Below are 16,332 nucleotides of genomic sequence, written 5' to 3'. Positions count from 1 at the left end.
AATTTGTCAAAAGAAGAGGGTTCAAAATTAACTGAAAATTCTTTATTATATAAGGGAGGCATAGAAATGGAGGAGGATATTGTATGAAGAGAGAAGAATTGTTGGCGCCGCCGTCTTATAATTTAGTTTCTGAAATAGAGAAATATACAAGTGATAAAGAGAAGCTTGCTTTAATTTGGCAAGATGATAAAGGGAATAGACGAGAAGTTACATACGCTGAGTTAATGAAAGGTGCGAATAAAATTGGAAACGCTTTTATAAAGAGTGGTCTCCAAAAAGGGGACAAGCTCCTCATTATGATGCCACGTTTAATTGAAGCATACATGACGTATATCGCTGCGATTAAAGCGGGATTTGTCGTAATTCCGAGTTCGGAAATGTTGCGCAAGAAGGATATTGAATATCGTATTGGGCACGGGGAAGTAAAAGCAATCGTAAGTTATGAGCCGTACATTGGGCAGTTTGATGATATAGAAGCGATGAAATCTCTTCAAAAATTCGTTCTGAGCGAGCAGTCAGTAGATGGATGGATTAATTTAAAAACAGCGTTAGAAACAGAAAGTGACCTGTTAGAAATGACAACGACAGATAAAGAAGATATGGTCTTTTTATCTTACACGTCAGGGACGACAGGAAATCCAAAAGGTGTTGTTCATACGCATGCATGGGCATACGCTCATTTACGTACGAGCGCTCCAAACTGGCTCGGGATTGAAGTGAATGATGTTGTATGGGCGACGGCTAGTCCAGGCTGGCAAAAGTGGATTTGGAGCCCGTTTTTAGCAACTCTCGGATCAGGTGCAACAGGATTTGTATACAACGGTAAATTTGAACCGAAAACATATTTAAATTTGTTAGACGATAATAAGGTGAACGTGCTGTGTTGCACGCCGACTGAGTATAGATTAATGGCAAAAGTAGAGGACTTAAGTGAGTACAATTTAGAAGCGTTACATAGCGCTGTATCCGCAGGTGAGCCGTTAAATAGGGAAGTCATTGAAACGTTCCAAAAGCACTTTAATATTACAGTGAGAGATGGCTATGGACAAACGGAAAATACATTGCTTGTTGGTGTAATGAAAGGGATGGATATTAGACCAGGATCAATGGGAAAACCAACGCCAGGCAACCACGTTGATATTGTAGATGAGGAAGGTATTCCAGTACAGGTAGGAGAAGTTGGTGATATTGCAGTTCACATTGAAACGCCAGCCCTCTTTAAACAATATTATAAAGACGATGAGCGCACAGCGATGCAATTCCGCGGTGATTATTATATTACCGGCGATAAAGCGAAGAAAGATGAAGAAGGCTATTTCTGGTTTGAAGGGCGCGGTGATGATATTATTATTAGCTCTGGTTATACAATTGGACCGTTTGAAGTAGAAGATGCGCTCGTAAAACATCCTTACGTAAGAGAGTGTGCGGTTGTCGCAAGCCCTGATGAAATTCGCGGAAGTGTCGTGAAGGCATTTATCGTATTAAGAGAGAATATAGACAAGAACGAAGAAACATTAATCCCAGTACTCCAACAACACGTCAAAGAACTCACTGCACCATATAAATACCCTCGCAAAATTGAATTTGTAGATGAACTACCAAAAACGATTTCCGGAAAAATTCGCCGTATTGAACTTAGAAAACAAGAGATGGAGATTCCGTCAAAATAATTTTGAAAACAGTGAAGGAAATAGTTGAATGAAATGGCAAACAATGATAAGATAAAAACGAACGTAAGTTCGATTTTATAAATTTAAAAAAGAGGTGTCCGTATGATTTTAGGGATTAATCCGTACTTAGTTTTAGATGGTAGTGGGCAAGAGGCTGTACAGTTTTATAAAGAGGCGTTAGACGCAAAAGTAGAAGTCATGCAAACTTTTGGAGATATGCCTGAAAATCCAGAATACCCGATTCCAGCTGAAGCAAAAGAGCGCGTTTTACATGCTACTTTAAAAGTTGGTAATACGGACCTTATGATTTCTGATACATTCCCAGGTCAAGGGCATGCAATCGGATCTCAAGTAACAATCGCAATTCAAATTAGTAATGCAGAAAAAGCGAAAGAAGTATTCGAAAAGTTACAAGAGGGTGGAGAAGTTATTATGCCACTTCAAGAAACGTTCTGGAGCCCAGCATACGGACAACTAAAAGATAAATTTAGCATTGAATGGCAAATCACAACGAATCCTACTGAGCAAAAGTAATTTTTAGAAAAGCACCATGTTTTGAAATGGTGCTTTTTTTTATACAATAAATACAAAGGAGATGGGATATATGGGAGAAATTTGGTATGGCGGCACCATTTACACGATGCGAGAAGAGAATGAAAAAGTAGACGCTGTTTATGTTGAAAAGGGCATGATCGTTGATGTCGGGAGTAAAGAAGAGTTAGAAGACCGATATGCTACGGTTAAATTTCACGATTTAGAAGGCAAAACGATGATTCCAGGTCTCGTTGATAGTCATATGCATCTGATTGGTCATGGGGAGAGATTACTTCGATTAGATCTATCAAATTGTACATCTTATAGCGAAGTGTTGACTCTTGTTCAGAACCGAGTAGAAGAAGCGCCAAAAGGTTCTTGGATTATTGGAGAAGGCTGGAATGAAAATAATTTTACAGATACAAAAAAAGTTCACGTACGTGATCTAGATGAAATCTCTAAAGAACACCCCATTTTATTAAAGCGCGTTTGTCGCCACGTTACATGGGTGAATTCATACATATTGCAAGAGGCGAACATAACAGAAATGACGCAAGACCCGAAAGGCGGGAAAATCGGCCGGGATTCATTAAATATGTTAACAGGCCTTTTATATGAACAAGGGCAAGAATTAATTAAACATGTGCAGCCGGAAATTGATGAAGCTTATTTACAAAGAGCCCTGCAAACAGCAATTAAAAATTGTTGGCAATATGGACTCGTTGGCGGGCATACGGAAGATTTAAATTATTACGGTGGTTTTAGAAAAACGCACAATGCTTTTTCTCATGTTATAAAGGAAATGTCATTTAAAGCACATTTACTCGTTCACCATGAAGTAGCAGGTGAACGAAAAGAATATGAAAATGAGCATTATATTGAATTTGGGGCGATGAAAATTTTTTCTGATGGCTCTTTTGGCGGAAGAACAGCTTTATTAAGTGAACCGTATGAAGATGCGGAGGAAACAAATGGAGTTGCAATTTTCTCACGTGAAGAGCTTGCGGAGTTAGTGAAAAAGGCACGAGATTTACATATGTCAGTAGCGATTCATACAATCGGTGATTTATCGCTCCAGTATGTTATTGATGCACTTGAATTATATCCACCAGTAGAAGGATTACGCGACCGCATTATTCATTGTCAGCTCGCTCGTGAAGAGTTGATTGAGAGAATGAAACATTTACCGGCTATTATTGATATTCAGCCCGTCTTTGTGTCATCGGACTTCCCATCAGTCATTGAAAAACTAGGCAAGAATCGTCTTCGTTATGCATACGCGTGGAAGACGTTACTAGAAGCAGGATTACACTGCAATGGTGGATCTGACGCACCAATTGAACAAGTGAATCCGTTTTTAGGCATATATAGCGCTGTTACACGTAGAAGTTTTATTGACGGTGTATGCTATATGCCAGAGGAAAGATTAACGGTATATGAAGCTATCTCTTTATTTACAACAGGAAGTGCCTATGCAATCGGAAAAGAAGCGAAGCGAGGAAAAATCGCAAAAGGATATGAGGCAGACTTTACCATAGTAGATCGAAACATATTTGAAATAGAGGCAGAAGAAATAAAAGAAGTACAAGCAGAAATGACCGTAATTGATGGGAAGATTGTGTATAGGAAAGACGCGTGAAAATATATCGACTTACCGACAAAAAATGACAAGAATAGTGGCCGGTAGCGAGAGAAATAAATAACCGCCGAATTATGGAATCCCGTAATTCGGCGGTTATTTTAATACTATAAAAACGTTCTCTGTACTTTTTCCCAGAAGGAATTGTTTTTTAATTTAACTGTTTTAATTTGTTTATCGCTTAAGCGTACAACAACTTTTTCCACTTGTTTAATGCTAAGCGCTTCATTATCCATACCGATAACAGGATAATCGTTACCGTTTGGTTTTAGTTTTAAAGTTAATGTACGCTTGTGATTTAAAATGAACGGTGAACCGAGCGTACGGTATGTGTTGTTATTTAATGATGCGAGTTCGCTTACTTGGAAGCATGGGATGAGCGGATCAACAACCGCACCATGTAACGATTTATTGTAAGCTGTACTTCCTGTTGGGGTAGAAACAACTAAACCGTCCCCTCTAAATGTTTCGAAATATAGATCATCAACGTGAACATCTACTACGAATGTTTTAATAATGCTAGAACGTAATGAGAACTCATTTAAACAATGGAAAGATGTACCGTGATCTACATCTACCTGAATTGTTGGGTATTTTCGCACTTCAATTTCATTTTTTGTAATTTCTTGAAGGGCTGTATCAACGTGATCAATATGGAAATCGCAGTAGAACGAAATTTCATCTTTCGTAGAAATCCCTGCGTATAAGCAATCTTCTCTAAAACCAGTTTTACGAACGGCTTGTAAGAAAGTTGCATCATCTCCAACACTGACGATAGCGTTTGCATTTTTTGGATTATCTAATATGGTGAATCCATTCTCTTCTAAAATACGATAGATTGGTTTCATTTTTTCAACGAGCGTTGCTTTGTCATCACCATAAAAGAAAAATAAATTGCGACGATCTGCCATTATGTATCCCTCCACTGCAGTTAAATTTTCTGTTTTTCGTGCTACATATCATCCAAATACGTTCTTGAAGATATGTTCAAATAATATATTTCGATATAAAATGTCAAAATCCTTTTTTATTTTTAGAAAAATTTTTATATTCAATCTTAAAGGATTCTGTTTAATGATGAATAAACTTGTCGATAATGGGTACGGAGTGAAAGGATGATACGTATGAAGTGGCTCGTGATTGGAATAATAATTCTTCTCCTTTTTATTTTGCTTATACTATTGTCGAAAATAAAACTTAAAGTGACATTTTTATATTCAGAAATGGAAAAGCAATGTTTGTTTCAAGTGAAAATATGGATGATTCGATATACGTTTGATGTATTGGAAAGAATTGAAAAACAACAGAAAAAGACAGGGCAGAAAATCGAAAAAGCTGAAAAAGACGGTGGATTAGATAATAAAATTATGGCGCAACTTGATAGTATGGGGGAGCTGATAAAAAAGCTACAAGAAGTTCATACTATTGTTAAAGATTTTCTCAAACGAGTGAAAATCAATGGGTGGAAATGGCACACGCAAATTGGAGCAGGCGACGCAGCTAGCACTGGAATTGTCACTGGATATGCATGGGGGACAAAAGGAATGGCTGCTGGAGTTGTAGGACAATATATGCATATTGTCGACGTACCAGAATTTGAAATTACCCCTGTTTTTCAAGGGAAAGGATTTGCATCAAGATGTGAGTTAACAGCATCTTTTCGTATATTCCGTACTGTAAAAACAGCGGTAAAATTACTTGTGTTTATGAGGAAGCAAAGATCTGGTATGACAGAAAAATCTGTTCAAGCATAGGGGGGATATAGAATGGACCATCCAATTCAAGGTTTAATGACAACCGCAATGCAGCATTTAAAACAAATGACTGATGTAAATACAATTGTTGGTGATCCGATTAAAGCGGCAGATGGAAGTGTAATTCTTACCGTTTCGAAAGTTAGTTTCGGATTCGCTGCTGGTGGAAGTGAATTTGGAAAAGTAGAACATTCAGGCCGTCATCCATTTGGCGGGGGAAGTGGTGGAGGAGTTTCTATTAATCCTGTTGCTTTTCTTGTTATAAATGGAGACGGTGTAAAAGTGTTGCATTTAGATAAGCAAACACACGTCATCGATAAAATAATTGAATTAGCGCCACAAGCTGTTGATAAAGTGAAGGAAATGATGGATAAACGAAAAGAAGACGATCCTGAATTTCAAATTTAACAAATAAGAAGCTAATCAATGGATTAGCTTCTTTAATTTTTTTGTAAATAAAGCGATTTTATTTGCATTATCGATAGGGACAAACTATCATTTACATTGTACATATTTTGTTTAAATAAGGGAGGATTTTCAAGTGGCAAACGTAACTTTTAAAGGTAACCCAATGACTTTAGTTGGAACAGAAGTTAAAGTTGGCGATCAAGCGCCAAAATTCCAAGTATTAGCAAATGACTTATCTCCAGTAAGTTTAGAAACATACAAAGGCGAAGTAAAATTAATTAGTGTTGTACCTTCAATCGACACAGGTGTGTGTGATGCACAAACACGTCGTTTTAACCAAGATGCAGCAGGTATTGAAAACGCAAAAGTATTAACAATTAGCGCTGACTTACCATTCGCTCAAAAACGCTGGTGTGCAGCAAACGGTTTAGAAAATGTTGTAACACTTTCTGACCACCGTGACCTTTCATTCGGTGAAGCTTACGGCTTAGTAATGAAAGAGCTTCGTTTACTTGCTCGTGCAGTATTCGTAGTAGATAGCAACGACAAAGTAGTTTACGCAGAGTACGTAAGCGAAGGTACAAGCCATCCAAACTATGAAGCAGCATTAGAAGCAGCTAAAGCGGCAAAATAATGTGAAAGAAATGACCTCTTATAAAGAGGTCGTTTTTTCTCATGTATTGCTGCGTAATGGTACCAATATATGAGAAAAAACGTTATATCATATATAACTTAAAGGGGAGCTCTTTGCAGGAGGTCGCTTTTTCTTTTTGGAAAAAAACACTTTGTGGTATGATATAAGTTATGTGTAAAAGAGAGAAGGAGGAATGTACGTGAGTCAGACAGTAGAAACATTATTTTCTATTTTTGATTCTTCTGCGGTAGTTTTACGTAAAGAATTAGATGTAACATATTTAGAGGCGCTTGTAGAAACAGGTAATAACTTGTTTGAAGGAGCAATTTTACAAGAGGAATTATCCGAATCAGCAATTGAAAGGCTGAATCGTGAATATAGTACGTTTAATGAAGAAACATATAAAGGTGAAGAAATTCGTAAAGCATTTCAGTTAGCCATTTTAAAAGGAATGAAAGAAGGCGTACAAGCGAATCACGAAATGACGCCTGATGCAGTTGGAATGTTCATGAGCTACTTATTCCATAAATTTATGCAAGGGCAAAACGAAATTACTGTTTTAGATCCTGCAATTGGAACAGGTAACTTAATGACTACAGTATTTAATAGCGCCAAAGAAGGAATAGCAATGAGTGGATTTGGTGTAGAAGTGGATGAAGTGCTAATTAAACTTGCTTTAGTAAATGCGAATTTACAAAAGCATGCAATCGAATTCTTCCATCAAGATGGACTAGCGCCACTTTATATCGATCCGGTTGATGCAGTCGTTTCAGACTTACCGATTGGTTACTATCCAAATGAAATCGGTGCAAGTGAATATAAGTTAAAAGCAGATGAAGGAATGTCGTATGCCCATCACCTATTTATTGAACAAAGTGTGAAACATACGAAAGAAGGCGGGTACTTATTCTTCCTAGTACCAAACTTCATTTTTGAAAGTCATCAAGCACCAAAATTACATGCATTTATTAAAGAAACATGTTTTATTCAAGGGCTATTACAGCTACCTGTTTCCATGTTTAAAAACGAGAAAAATGCAAAAAGTATATTTGTTCTCCAAAAGAAAGGTCCTAGTGTAACAATGCCAAAACAGGCGTTATTAGTGGAGTTACCTAAATTCTCCAACATGAAGGCGATGGAGAACATTATGGATCAATTAAATACTTGGTTTGCAACCCACAAATAAGGCAAGGTATATGTAACAGGGTTAGTAATTCATGTAGTACAGTTTTATATGATATGTCATATTTTTAAATATATACTAGATTAAACTGAATTTTTTTGAAATCTGTAATATATATTTTTTCTTGGTGTTACAATTTTTTCACTTGAAATATATGTCGGACGATGTTTAAATTAAAATCGTGAGTATAAAATTTACTAATGATGAAACGTTTTCATAATGAGTGAATTTAATTAGATAAAATCGAGCGGTTTGTGGACATATCCACACAACTACCAAGAGAAAAAGGGGCGAAAGACTAGATGTCAAAAATCATCGCGATTAACGCAGGAAGCTCTTCCTTAAAGTTCCAATTATTTGAAATGCCAAGTGAAACAGTATTAACAAAAGGTTTAGTAGAACGTATCGGTTTAGAAGATAGTGTCTTCTCAATTACTGTAAATGGCGAAAAACAAAAAGAAATTACAAACATCCCAGATCATGCAGTAGCAGTTAACATGCTTCTTAAGAAATTAACTGAAAACGGAATCGTAAAATCTCTTGATGAGATTGGCGGTATCGGTCACCGTGTTGTACACGGCGGCGAAAAATTTGCTGATTCTGTTTTAATTACTGATGAAGTATTAGCTGATATCGAAGAATTAAGCGATTTAGCACCACTTCATAACCCAGCAAACCTTGTTGGTATTAAATCATTCCAAGAAGTATTACCAAACGTACCAGCAGTAGCAGTATTCGATACAGCATTCCACCAAACAATGCCGGAATCTGCTTTCCTATACAGCTTACCATATGAGTACTATGAGAAATTTGGCATCCGTAAATACGGTTTCCACGGAACTTCTCATAAATACGTAACTGAGCGTGCGGCTGAATTATTAGGTCGTCCACTTGAAAGCTTAAGCTTACTTTCTTGTCACTTAGGTAACGGTGCAAGTATCGCAGCAGTAGAAGGCGGTAAATCTATCGATACTTCTATGGGCTTCACTCCACTTGCTGGTGTAACAATGGGTACACGTTCTGGTAACATTGACCCTGCGTTAATTCCATACATCATGGAAAAAACAGGCCAAACAGTAGAAGAAGTAGTTAACGTATTAAACAAGAAGAGTGGTATGTTAGGTCTTACTGGTTACTCTAGTGACCTACGTGACATCATCACGAAAGAAGAAGAAGGCGACCACCGTGCGAAAGTAGCACTTGATGTATTCGTAAGCCGTATCCACAAATACATCGGTTCTTACACAGCTCGTATGAAAGGTGTAGACGCAATCATCTTCACAGCTGGTATCGGTGAAAACAGTGCAGTTATTCGTGAGCGCGTATTAGAAGGCCTTGAGTACATGGGTGTATACTTCGACGTAAAACGTAATAACGTATTTGGTGAAGAAGCATTCATCAGCTTCCCACACTCTCCAGTAAAAATTATCGTAATTCCAACTGACGAAGAAGTTATGATCGCTCGTGACGTACTACGTCTTGGAGATATTGGTTAATATACTATATGAAAAAAGACGAGATCCTATAGGGTTTCGTCTTTTTTTTGTTGGATATATTTCAAGATTCCATCTGGATATAGTGCTTTCTCTTTTTGAATGAATGCTGTCATGGGAATCCATTTCGCATATGATGCTGTTTGCTCATCTTGTATATTCAGTATTTCCATTTCATATAGTGATGTGTCTAATAAGCGTAAAGAATATAGTTGAATGATTTCATGACCAACTTCTCCATCAAGATGCAAGATGTTTTCTAAGCAGCCTAAATAATTGGTGATTTCCACTTCTGTATGAAGCTCTTCTTTAAATTCACGAATAACGGTATGTGCTGATTTTTCACCAAGTTCAATTGAACCGCCAAGAGGTCGGTAATATGTTTCATCGCCTGTATGATATTCTTGTACGAGAAGGCGATCGTGATGTATAGCAATGCCAAAAGCTTTTGCACGTGGATACATATATAATCACTCCTTATTTCTTTTGTATAAGGATGATTATAAGGCAGTGTGTAATAAAAAGTATCGTGTTTAAGCTTGCGGTCTAATCGTGATCCCATCAAATAAATCATTCCAAAATGCTTCATTGTACTGGTATACATCCATAATAGGGCATTTTATAACACAAATGTTTTGTAATCCCCAATCTTCTTGGGCGATAGTTGGTACATCTTCAGGAATGAGTAATAGGACAGAGAATGTATGTTTAACTATTTGAGATAAAATTTGTTCCAAGGAACGTGCTTCTTCGTATGTTCCTCCAGTTCGAATAAACGATATGGATTCTGCCGTTTCCATTGTAGTTAGAAAACGATGAATTCGATGCTCATAGTTTAACTTAATTTCTGTATAAGAAGGCCAAGATGTTGGTGTGTTTACATCTGTTTTAAAGTCGTGGCAGGAGTCGATTTCATATAGGTTGTCACGGAGTCTTAATTTCGCACCATCATCCCAAAATGAGATGAAGGATAAGTTTTCGAACTGTAAAAAACGGTCAAATCGATTTTGTAATAATACATTCACTTTTTCTAATGAAGGGCTTAGCATAAAATCGATAACGCCAAAAAAGGGTGATAAATAGAATTGATATAAAGCCCAAGCAGGCCAGCAGTTTTGTCCTAAGCTGAATACTGCATTATATTCTTTTTTTATATTGGATAGATTCATGTGATTTATCTCATCCTTTTTGCTAATATTTTATGTCACTAAAAAATGGTATGTGAATAAAGATAGACAAGCATATTTGCAAAGAATAAGCAGAAATATGTTACAATAGAAAAAAATCGAACGAGGTGGTTGTTACGATGCGATCGAAGCGAGAACAAGCCATTTTAGACAATATAAAAGAATGGGAATCGCAATTAGTTGAGCAAGAAGCGACTGATTTTCAAAAAATGTTTGATAAATGGGTACATACTACAATTGCGAAATTGCCGGAGAAAAAACGAAAAGATTTCTTTACGAAAGCAGATGGATGGCTCTTTCATTTGCATGCATTGATTCAAAGTTCACAATCACAATTAGATGCGCGTAATCGTATTTTAGGAACGTCGAGATTATTTGATGAATCGATTGAGCAACTAGAAGATTTGAAAGCATTATCTATTGATCAATTAACATACATAGCAGAGCAACAAACAGCACGACATCGCCTATATTCATTCGTACAAGGCGGAGCAACGGGTGCTGGGGGTTTATTATTATTAACAGCTGATTTTCCGGTTATGATCGCGTTAAATGTGAAAGCTGTTCAACTTATTGCAACATCATTTGGACATGATGTGAACAAGCCTTATGAAATGATGCTTGCGTTAAAGGTGTTTCATGCGTCATTACTACCAGGAAGGCTTCAGCAATACGCATGGTACAATTTACTGCAAGAGCTAGAGCAAGAAGATTCGTTCTTTTATGAAGGAGACGAAGCGGTGTTACAGCCAGCTTCTACTGAAGTTGTGTTAAAACAAATTTTGAAAACATTTTCGATTTATGCTTTACGTCGTAAATTATTCCAAGGTATTCCGGTAATTGGAATGGCAATCGGGTCTACAGTGAACTATCGTTTAACGAGAAACGTTACTGAATTTGCAAATAGATTTTATCAAGTGCGCCACATAGTCGAGAAGGAAAAAAGAGCGTAAAAAAAAGCGAGAGGCCGAAGCCTTTCGCTTTTTTAATTTGTTGCATGCTTTTTGGACATTGGAATAGATACTGGTTGCTTTTCTGCTTTCTTCTCTGCTTTTGGATAATAAATTAAATCCAATGTTTTTGCCTGTACGGCAATCGAAAGAATAGTAAAAGCAATTTCTGTCCAATTTAAATAATATAATGAAAGCGCAAGAACAATCGCGTCAAAGACGAAGAAAATTTGCCCAATTGTAAAACGAGTTCGTTTACTCAATACAATTGTTAAAATATCGTCTCCGCCGGTTGCACCGCCAAATCGCAATATAAAACCGAGTCCAATACCAGCTAACGCACCGCCAACTACTGCAGCTATAAATAAATTATTTGATAAATCGACCGTAAATGGAGAATAATTTTCCATAAGAGAATAAAATACTCCGAATGAAATCGAACCTAGGAATGAATAGCCAACCATTTTTTTACCTAAAAATGAAGCACATAGTAAAATAATTGGGATATCCATAATTACAGTTGAAATGGATGGTGAAATATCATAAAAATTTTGGATGAATAGTGCAATTCCTACAAAGCCACCTTCTGTTAAGTGGTTTTGGAAGTGAATGTGATATAGCGCTGCTGCTAAAATAAATGAACCGATTAAAACCATAAAAATTTCTTTAATAATTTGTCGACTTTGGATGTTCCTCATCGTTATTCCTTCTTTCCGTAGTTAGTAGTCCTTTTTGTGTTGTAAACTAACTACGAGCTCACATGTAGCTTCAGTTAGTTTACGAAAAAAACTAACTACGCTATATGTCGCTGAAGAAATAACGAATAATCCTCTCGTCCATCAATTCTCCCTACCTTCGTTTTAGTTTAAGTCTTAAAACGACTAAACAAAACGTAGAGTAGGATTCTTCATTTAGCAATCCTGCTCTTCTTTGTTTTGTTTAGCTAGTAACAATTAAGTCCTAAACAAAACGCTATGTGTAAGAAGAGTCTTTTTTTTGCCAAATTATCCTTCGGGCAATCATAATTTCCCCACTCTCGTATTTTTTTCGCTAGACTAAAGTATCTGAGCTGAAAAATACGCTACGTGTATGATTCGTCAATACGATGCCACATGCTCCTTCGAGCGATCATGATATCAAAATCCCTTCCTTCAAGATTTATATTATTATATCATACTTTCAAAAAATGTATGCGGATGGAAACCGACAATAAACGGAGGGAATCTACAAAAATTGTTATGTTTAAATATTTTTGTAGAAAAGCCTAAGTTATTTCGTGAAATCGGACAGTGTTTAAAAGTTTGTCCAATAAGTAAGAAAAAGATGGCGTTTATTCAGTTGTATCTTTCTGGTCACCTTTATCTTTAAAAAACGCATCCCAGCTAATCACACTTAAAAAAGTTAAAGCGATAATAATGAAAGCTCGCATAAAATTGAGACCTCCTTTTGTACATAGTATATGAATAATTTGTTTCAGAATGTGTCATTTTTTTACAAGTCTTAATTATTATGAGATTATATCAGTATAGATAGATGAAAGGGAGAGAGAAGATATGCTAAAAGACATGTTCAAAAGAAAAGAATTAGTATGCGTTTCATGTCAGAAAAAGATTCAATATGAAGAAGAGCTCGTTGCTTTTGTAAAGTTGCCAAAGGAAAGAAGTATATTAGTTGGACCGTTTGATGTATGTTTGGCGAAAACAGCACAAGAAATATATTGTAAATCGTGTTACGACAAAAAAGCATGACCCAAAGTGATTGAGGGGCATGCTTTTTTTCATTGGTGTGCTTTCCCCTCAGATACATTTTGAGTGAGTCGATACCAAAGCCAAAGGTCATTAATGATGGAAGCGAGATCGGCAATTTCTGAATTAAGTTTGCAGGAAATTTCGAAGTTTTCTTCGTTATTTAAATGATGCTGTTTTGCATTAATATAGTGTTCAAGCTCTTTTATACGATCAGGAATCTTTCCGCGAACTTGTTCCCATTTTAATAAAATAGCATGCTGCATTTTTTCGGGGATACTTTCCCAGTCTTCTTGTAAATGCGGAATTTCAATTCCTAGATGTTCATTGTATAAGAAATACTTTTCCATCAGTTCACCCCCGTTTTCCTGCTTATATTGTACATAAAAACAGAAAGAAGTTCGACGAAATTGTTTGAAAAAATTTGAAAATGACTCTTGATACATTTTGTAAAAGGTGTTAAAGTGTGTATTATTATAAAAGAAAATGAATATTTATTCTTTAGGGGGATGCAAAATGGAGAAGAAAAAAGTGGTATTAGCATATTCCGGAGGTCTTGATACTTCCGTTGCAATTAAATGGTTACAAGAGAAGAATTATGATATTATCGCGCTTTGTTTAGACTTAGGGGAAGGTAAAGACTTAGCATTCGTAAAAGAAAAGGCACTTTCAGTAGGTGCAATTAAATCATATATGATTGATGTTCAAGAGGAATTTGCAAATGAATATGCATTGATGGCTATGCAAGCACACACGTTATACGAAGGGAAATACCCTCTCGTTTCTGCATTATCTCGTCCACTTATCGCTAAGAAATTAGTAGAAATTGCAGAACAAGAGGGGGCGACTGCAGTTGCACATGGATGTACAGGGAAAGGGAATGATCAAGTTCGTTTTGAAGTTTCTATTCAAGCGTTAAATCCTTACTTAGAAGTGATTGCGCCTGTACGTGAATGGAAATGGTCACGTGAAGAAGAAATTGCATATGCAAAAGAAAACGATGTTCCAATTCCTATTAATTTAGATAGCCCATTTTCAATCGATCAAAACTTATGGGGACGCAGTAACGAATGTGGCATTTTAGAAGATCCATGGGCAGCACCGCCAGAAGATGCATATGAGATGACATTGGCATTAGAAGATACACCGAATAAACCAGAGTTTGTAGAAATTGGCTTTGAAGCAGGAGTACCGACTACTTTAAATGGTACTGTATATTCACTTTCAGAATTAATTAAAAAGTTAAATGCACTTGCTGGAAAACATGGCGTTGGACGTATCGATCACGTAGAAAATCGCCTTGTTGGTATTAAATCGCGTGAAGTATACGAATGTCCAGCAGCAATGACATTAATCACGGCGCATAAAGAGCTAGAAGATTTAACACTCGTAAAAGAAGTAGCGCATTTTAAACCGATGATTGAGCAAAAAATAACAGAACTTATTTATAACGGTTTATGGTTCTCTCCTTTAAAACAAGCGCTTAACGCTTTCTTACAAGAAACGCAAAAGAATGTAACAGGTACAGTGCGTGTGAAACTATTTAAAGGCCATGCGATTGTAGAAGGACGTAAATCTGAGTACTCTTTATATGACGAAAAATTAGCAACATATACTGCTCAGGACGAATTTAATCATGATGCAGCAGTTGGATTCATTTCATTATTCGGTTTACCGACGAAAGTATACAGCCAAGTGAATCAAAAGAAGGTGGAAGCGTGAGCAAACTTTGGGGCGGACGTTTTACAGAAGAAGCGGAAGCGTGGGTTGAAGAGTTTGGAGCATCCATCTCCTTCGATCAACAATTAGTAAATCAAGATATAAACGGAAGTATTGCACACGTAACGATGCTAGCAAAGCAAGGCATCGTTACGAAAGAAGAAGCTGAGAAAATAAAGGTAGGGCTTCAGTATTTATTAAAAGAAGCAAAAGAGAATAAGCTTCAATTCTCAGTAGAAGCAGAAGATATTCACTTAAACATTGAAAAAATGTTAATTGAACAAATTGGCGAAGTAGGAGGGAAACTTCATACTGGGCGAAGCCGTAACGATCAAGTAGCGACTGATATGCATTTATATTTAAAAGAAAAAGTAGAGCATATTATTAAAGCTACAAAACAATTGCAAACGGTTCTTGTTCATCAAGCGGAAAATAATATTGAAACCATTATGCCTGGCTATACGCATTTGCAGCGTGCGCAGCCAATTTCATTTGCGCATCATATTCTCGCTTACTTTTGGATGTTAGAGCGTGATGTGAATCGTTATGAAGATTCATTAAAGCGCATTAACATTTCACCATTAGGAGCAGGAGCATTAGCTGGGACAACATTCCCGATTGACCGAGAATATAGTGCGGAGCTTCTTGGATTTAATGGAATCTATGAAAATAGTTTAGATGCAGTAAGCGATCGTGATTTCATACTGGAGTTCCTAAGTAACTCATCTATGCTCATGATGCACTTATCACGCTTCTGCGAAGAACTTATTTTATGGAGTAGCCAAGAGTTTCAATTTATTGAAATGAGCGATCAATACGCAACGGGAAGCAGCATTATGCCGCAAAAGAAAAATCCAGATATGGCGGAACTAATCCGCGGTAAAACGGGCAGAGTGTACGGTAATTTATTTAGTTTACTTACAGTCATGAAAGGATTACCGCTCGCTTACAATAAAGACTTGCAAGAAGATAAAGAAGGAATGTTTGATACAGTAAAAACAGTAGAAGGATGCCTTCATATTATGGCAGGCATGTTAGAGAAGATGACTGTCAACAAAGAAAAGATGGGGCAAGCTGTAACGCAAGATTTCTCAAACGCAACAGAAATTGCTGACTACTTAGCAAGTAAAGGACTACCATTCCGTCAAGCTCATGAAATTGTTGGGAAGCTAGTGCTACACTGCACACAAAAAGGAATTTATTTACTAGATGTACCACTAGCAACATATAAAGAAATGAGCTCATTATTTGAAGAAGATTTGTATGAAGTTCTTTCACCATATGCAGCTGTAAAGCGTCGTAACAGTGCTGGCGGGACAGGATTTGAGCAAATTGAGAAAGCTTTGGAGAAGGCGAAAGGATTAGTTAGAGAGTTCGTTGGAAGTTGATTGGTTTATAGGGCAGAAGGTACGCGAA

At 36.8% G+C, this 16,332-nt stretch carries 17 protein-coding genes; 12 read left to right on the top strand and 5 right to left on the bottom strand.

What is annotated here, in order from left to right; genetic code table 11:
* Positions 1-83: 83 nt before the first annotated feature.
* The 3 genes from mbcS (at position 84) to DN393_RS15685 (ending at position 3,843) form a co-directional block, all read left to right on the top strand.
* On the top strand, positions 84-1,670 hold the full coding sequence (gene mbcS, locus DN393_RS15695; protein WP_149173673.1) for an acyl-CoA synthetase MbcS: 1,587 nt from the start codon (positions 84-86) through the stop codon (positions 1,668-1,670).
* Positions 1,671-1,772: 102 nt separating this feature from the next.
* Positions 1,773-2,204 carry a VOC family protein gene (locus DN393_RS15690; protein ID WP_088048009.1) on the top strand — a complete coding sequence of 144 codons (432 nt, stop codon included), beginning with the start codon at positions 1,773-1,775 and terminating at the stop codon, positions 2,202-2,204.
* 70 nt (positions 2,205-2,274) lie between these two features.
* A complete protein-coding gene (locus DN393_RS15685; protein WP_064474579.1) occupies positions 2,275-3,843 on the top strand; it encodes an amidohydrolase in 1,569 nt (522 codons plus the stop codon).
* Positions 3,844-3,950: 107 nt separating this feature from the next.
* Here DN393_RS15685 and DN393_RS15680 read toward each other — a convergent pair whose 3' ends face one another.
* Positions 3,951-4,754 (bottom strand): NAD kinase, encoded by an 804-nt coding sequence (locus DN393_RS15680; RefSeq protein WP_064474580.1) that lies wholly within the window; start codon positions 4,752-4,754, stop codon positions 3,951-3,953.
* 204 nt (positions 4,755-4,958) lie between these two features.
* Between DN393_RS15680 and DN393_RS15675 the strand changes: the two genes are divergently transcribed.
* The 5 genes from DN393_RS15675 (at position 4,959) to ackA (ending at position 9,318) form a co-directional block, all read left to right on the top strand.
* Positions 4,959-5,597, top strand: coding sequence for a DUF2953 domain-containing protein (locus DN393_RS15675; protein WP_064474581.1), 639 nt, complete (start codon positions 4,959-4,961; stop codon positions 5,595-5,597).
* 12 nt (positions 5,598-5,609) lie between these two features.
* Entirely contained in the window at positions 5,610-6,005 is a 396-nt protein-coding gene (gene ytfJ / locus DN393_RS15670) for a GerW family sporulation protein (protein WP_000350003.1), read from the top strand.
* A gap of 133 nt (positions 6,006-6,138) precedes the next feature.
* Positions 6,139-6,639 (top strand): thiol peroxidase, encoded by a 501-nt coding sequence (gene tpx, locus DN393_RS15665; RefSeq protein ID WP_000024522.1) that lies wholly within the window; start codon positions 6,139-6,141, stop codon positions 6,637-6,639.
* 199 nt (positions 6,640-6,838) lie between these two features.
* Entirely contained in the window at positions 6,839-7,825 is a 987-nt protein-coding gene (locus DN393_RS15660) for a class I SAM-dependent methyltransferase (RefSeq protein ID WP_149173672.1), read from the top strand.
* Positions 7,826-8,124: 299 nt separating this feature from the next.
* Positions 8,125-9,318, top strand: a complete 1,194-nt coding sequence (gene ackA, locus DN393_RS15655; RefSeq protein ID WP_064474582.1) for an acetate kinase — start codon at positions 8,125-8,127, stop codon at positions 9,316-9,318.
* Positions 9,319-9,344: 26 nt separating this feature from the next.
* Here ackA and DN393_RS15650 read toward each other — a convergent pair whose 3' ends face one another.
* Both DN393_RS15650 and DN393_RS15645 read right to left on the bottom strand, forming a co-directional pair.
* Positions 9,345-9,779 carry an NUDIX hydrolase gene (locus DN393_RS15650; protein ID WP_088048012.1) on the bottom strand — a complete coding sequence of 145 codons (435 nt, stop codon included), beginning with the start codon at positions 9,777-9,779 and terminating at the stop codon, positions 9,345-9,347.
* Positions 9,780-9,848: 69 nt separating this feature from the next.
* A complete protein-coding gene (locus tag DN393_RS15645) occupies positions 9,849-10,484 on the bottom strand; it encodes a DUF1796 family putative cysteine peptidase (RefSeq protein ID WP_088048013.1) in 636 nt (211 codons plus the stop codon).
* Positions 10,485-10,621: 137 nt separating this feature from the next.
* On the opposite strand from DN393_RS15645, the gene DN393_RS15640 reads away from it, so the two are divergent.
* Positions 10,622-11,455: an EcsC family protein gene (locus DN393_RS15640; protein ID WP_001256871.1), complete on the top strand. Its 834-nt coding sequence runs from the start codon at positions 10,622-10,624 to the stop codon at positions 11,453-11,455.
* A gap of 32 nt (positions 11,456-11,487) precedes the next feature.
* Here DN393_RS15640 and DN393_RS15635 read toward each other — a convergent pair whose 3' ends face one another.
* The gene (locus DN393_RS15635) at positions 11,488-12,150 is read right to left on the bottom strand and encodes a YitT family protein (protein WP_048544413.1); all 663 of its coding nucleotides are present in this window, start codon (positions 12,148-12,150) and stop codon (positions 11,488-11,490) included.
* A gap of 855 nt (positions 12,151-13,005) precedes the next feature.
* Between DN393_RS15635 and DN393_RS15625 the strand changes: the two genes are divergently transcribed.
* Entirely contained in the window at positions 13,006-13,200 is a 195-nt protein-coding gene (locus DN393_RS15625; RefSeq protein WP_000910293.1) for a hypothetical protein, read from the top strand.
* 29 nt (positions 13,201-13,229) lie between these two features.
* Here DN393_RS15625 and DN393_RS15620 read toward each other — a convergent pair whose 3' ends face one another.
* A complete protein-coding gene (locus tag DN393_RS15620) occupies positions 13,230-13,547 on the bottom strand; it encodes a hypothetical protein (RefSeq protein ID WP_000417223.1) in 318 nt (105 codons plus the stop codon).
* A gap of 166 nt (positions 13,548-13,713) precedes the next feature.
* Between DN393_RS15620 and DN393_RS15615 the strand changes: the two genes are divergently transcribed.
* On the top strand, positions 13,714-14,919 hold the full coding sequence (locus DN393_RS15615; RefSeq protein ID WP_088048015.1) for an argininosuccinate synthase: 1,206 nt from the start codon (positions 13,714-13,716) through the stop codon (positions 14,917-14,919).
* The gene (gene argH / locus DN393_RS15610; protein ID WP_088048016.1) at positions 14,916-16,304 is read left to right on the top strand and encodes an argininosuccinate lyase; all 1,389 of its coding nucleotides are present in this window, start codon (positions 14,916-14,918) and stop codon (positions 16,302-16,304) included. Before DN393_RS15615 ends, argH begins: the two co-directional genes overlap by 4 nt.
* The last annotated feature ends 28 nt before the right edge of the window (positions 16,305-16,332 follow it).

This window comes from Bacillus sp. BPN334 (assembly GCF_008368885.1).
Classification (GTDB): domain Bacteria; phylum Bacillota; class Bacilli; order Bacillales; family Bacillaceae_G; genus Bacillus_A; species Bacillus_A wiedmannii.
The sequence above is the reverse complement of the archived record's forward strand: the minus strand, read 5'-3'. Positions and strand labels throughout refer to the sequence as shown.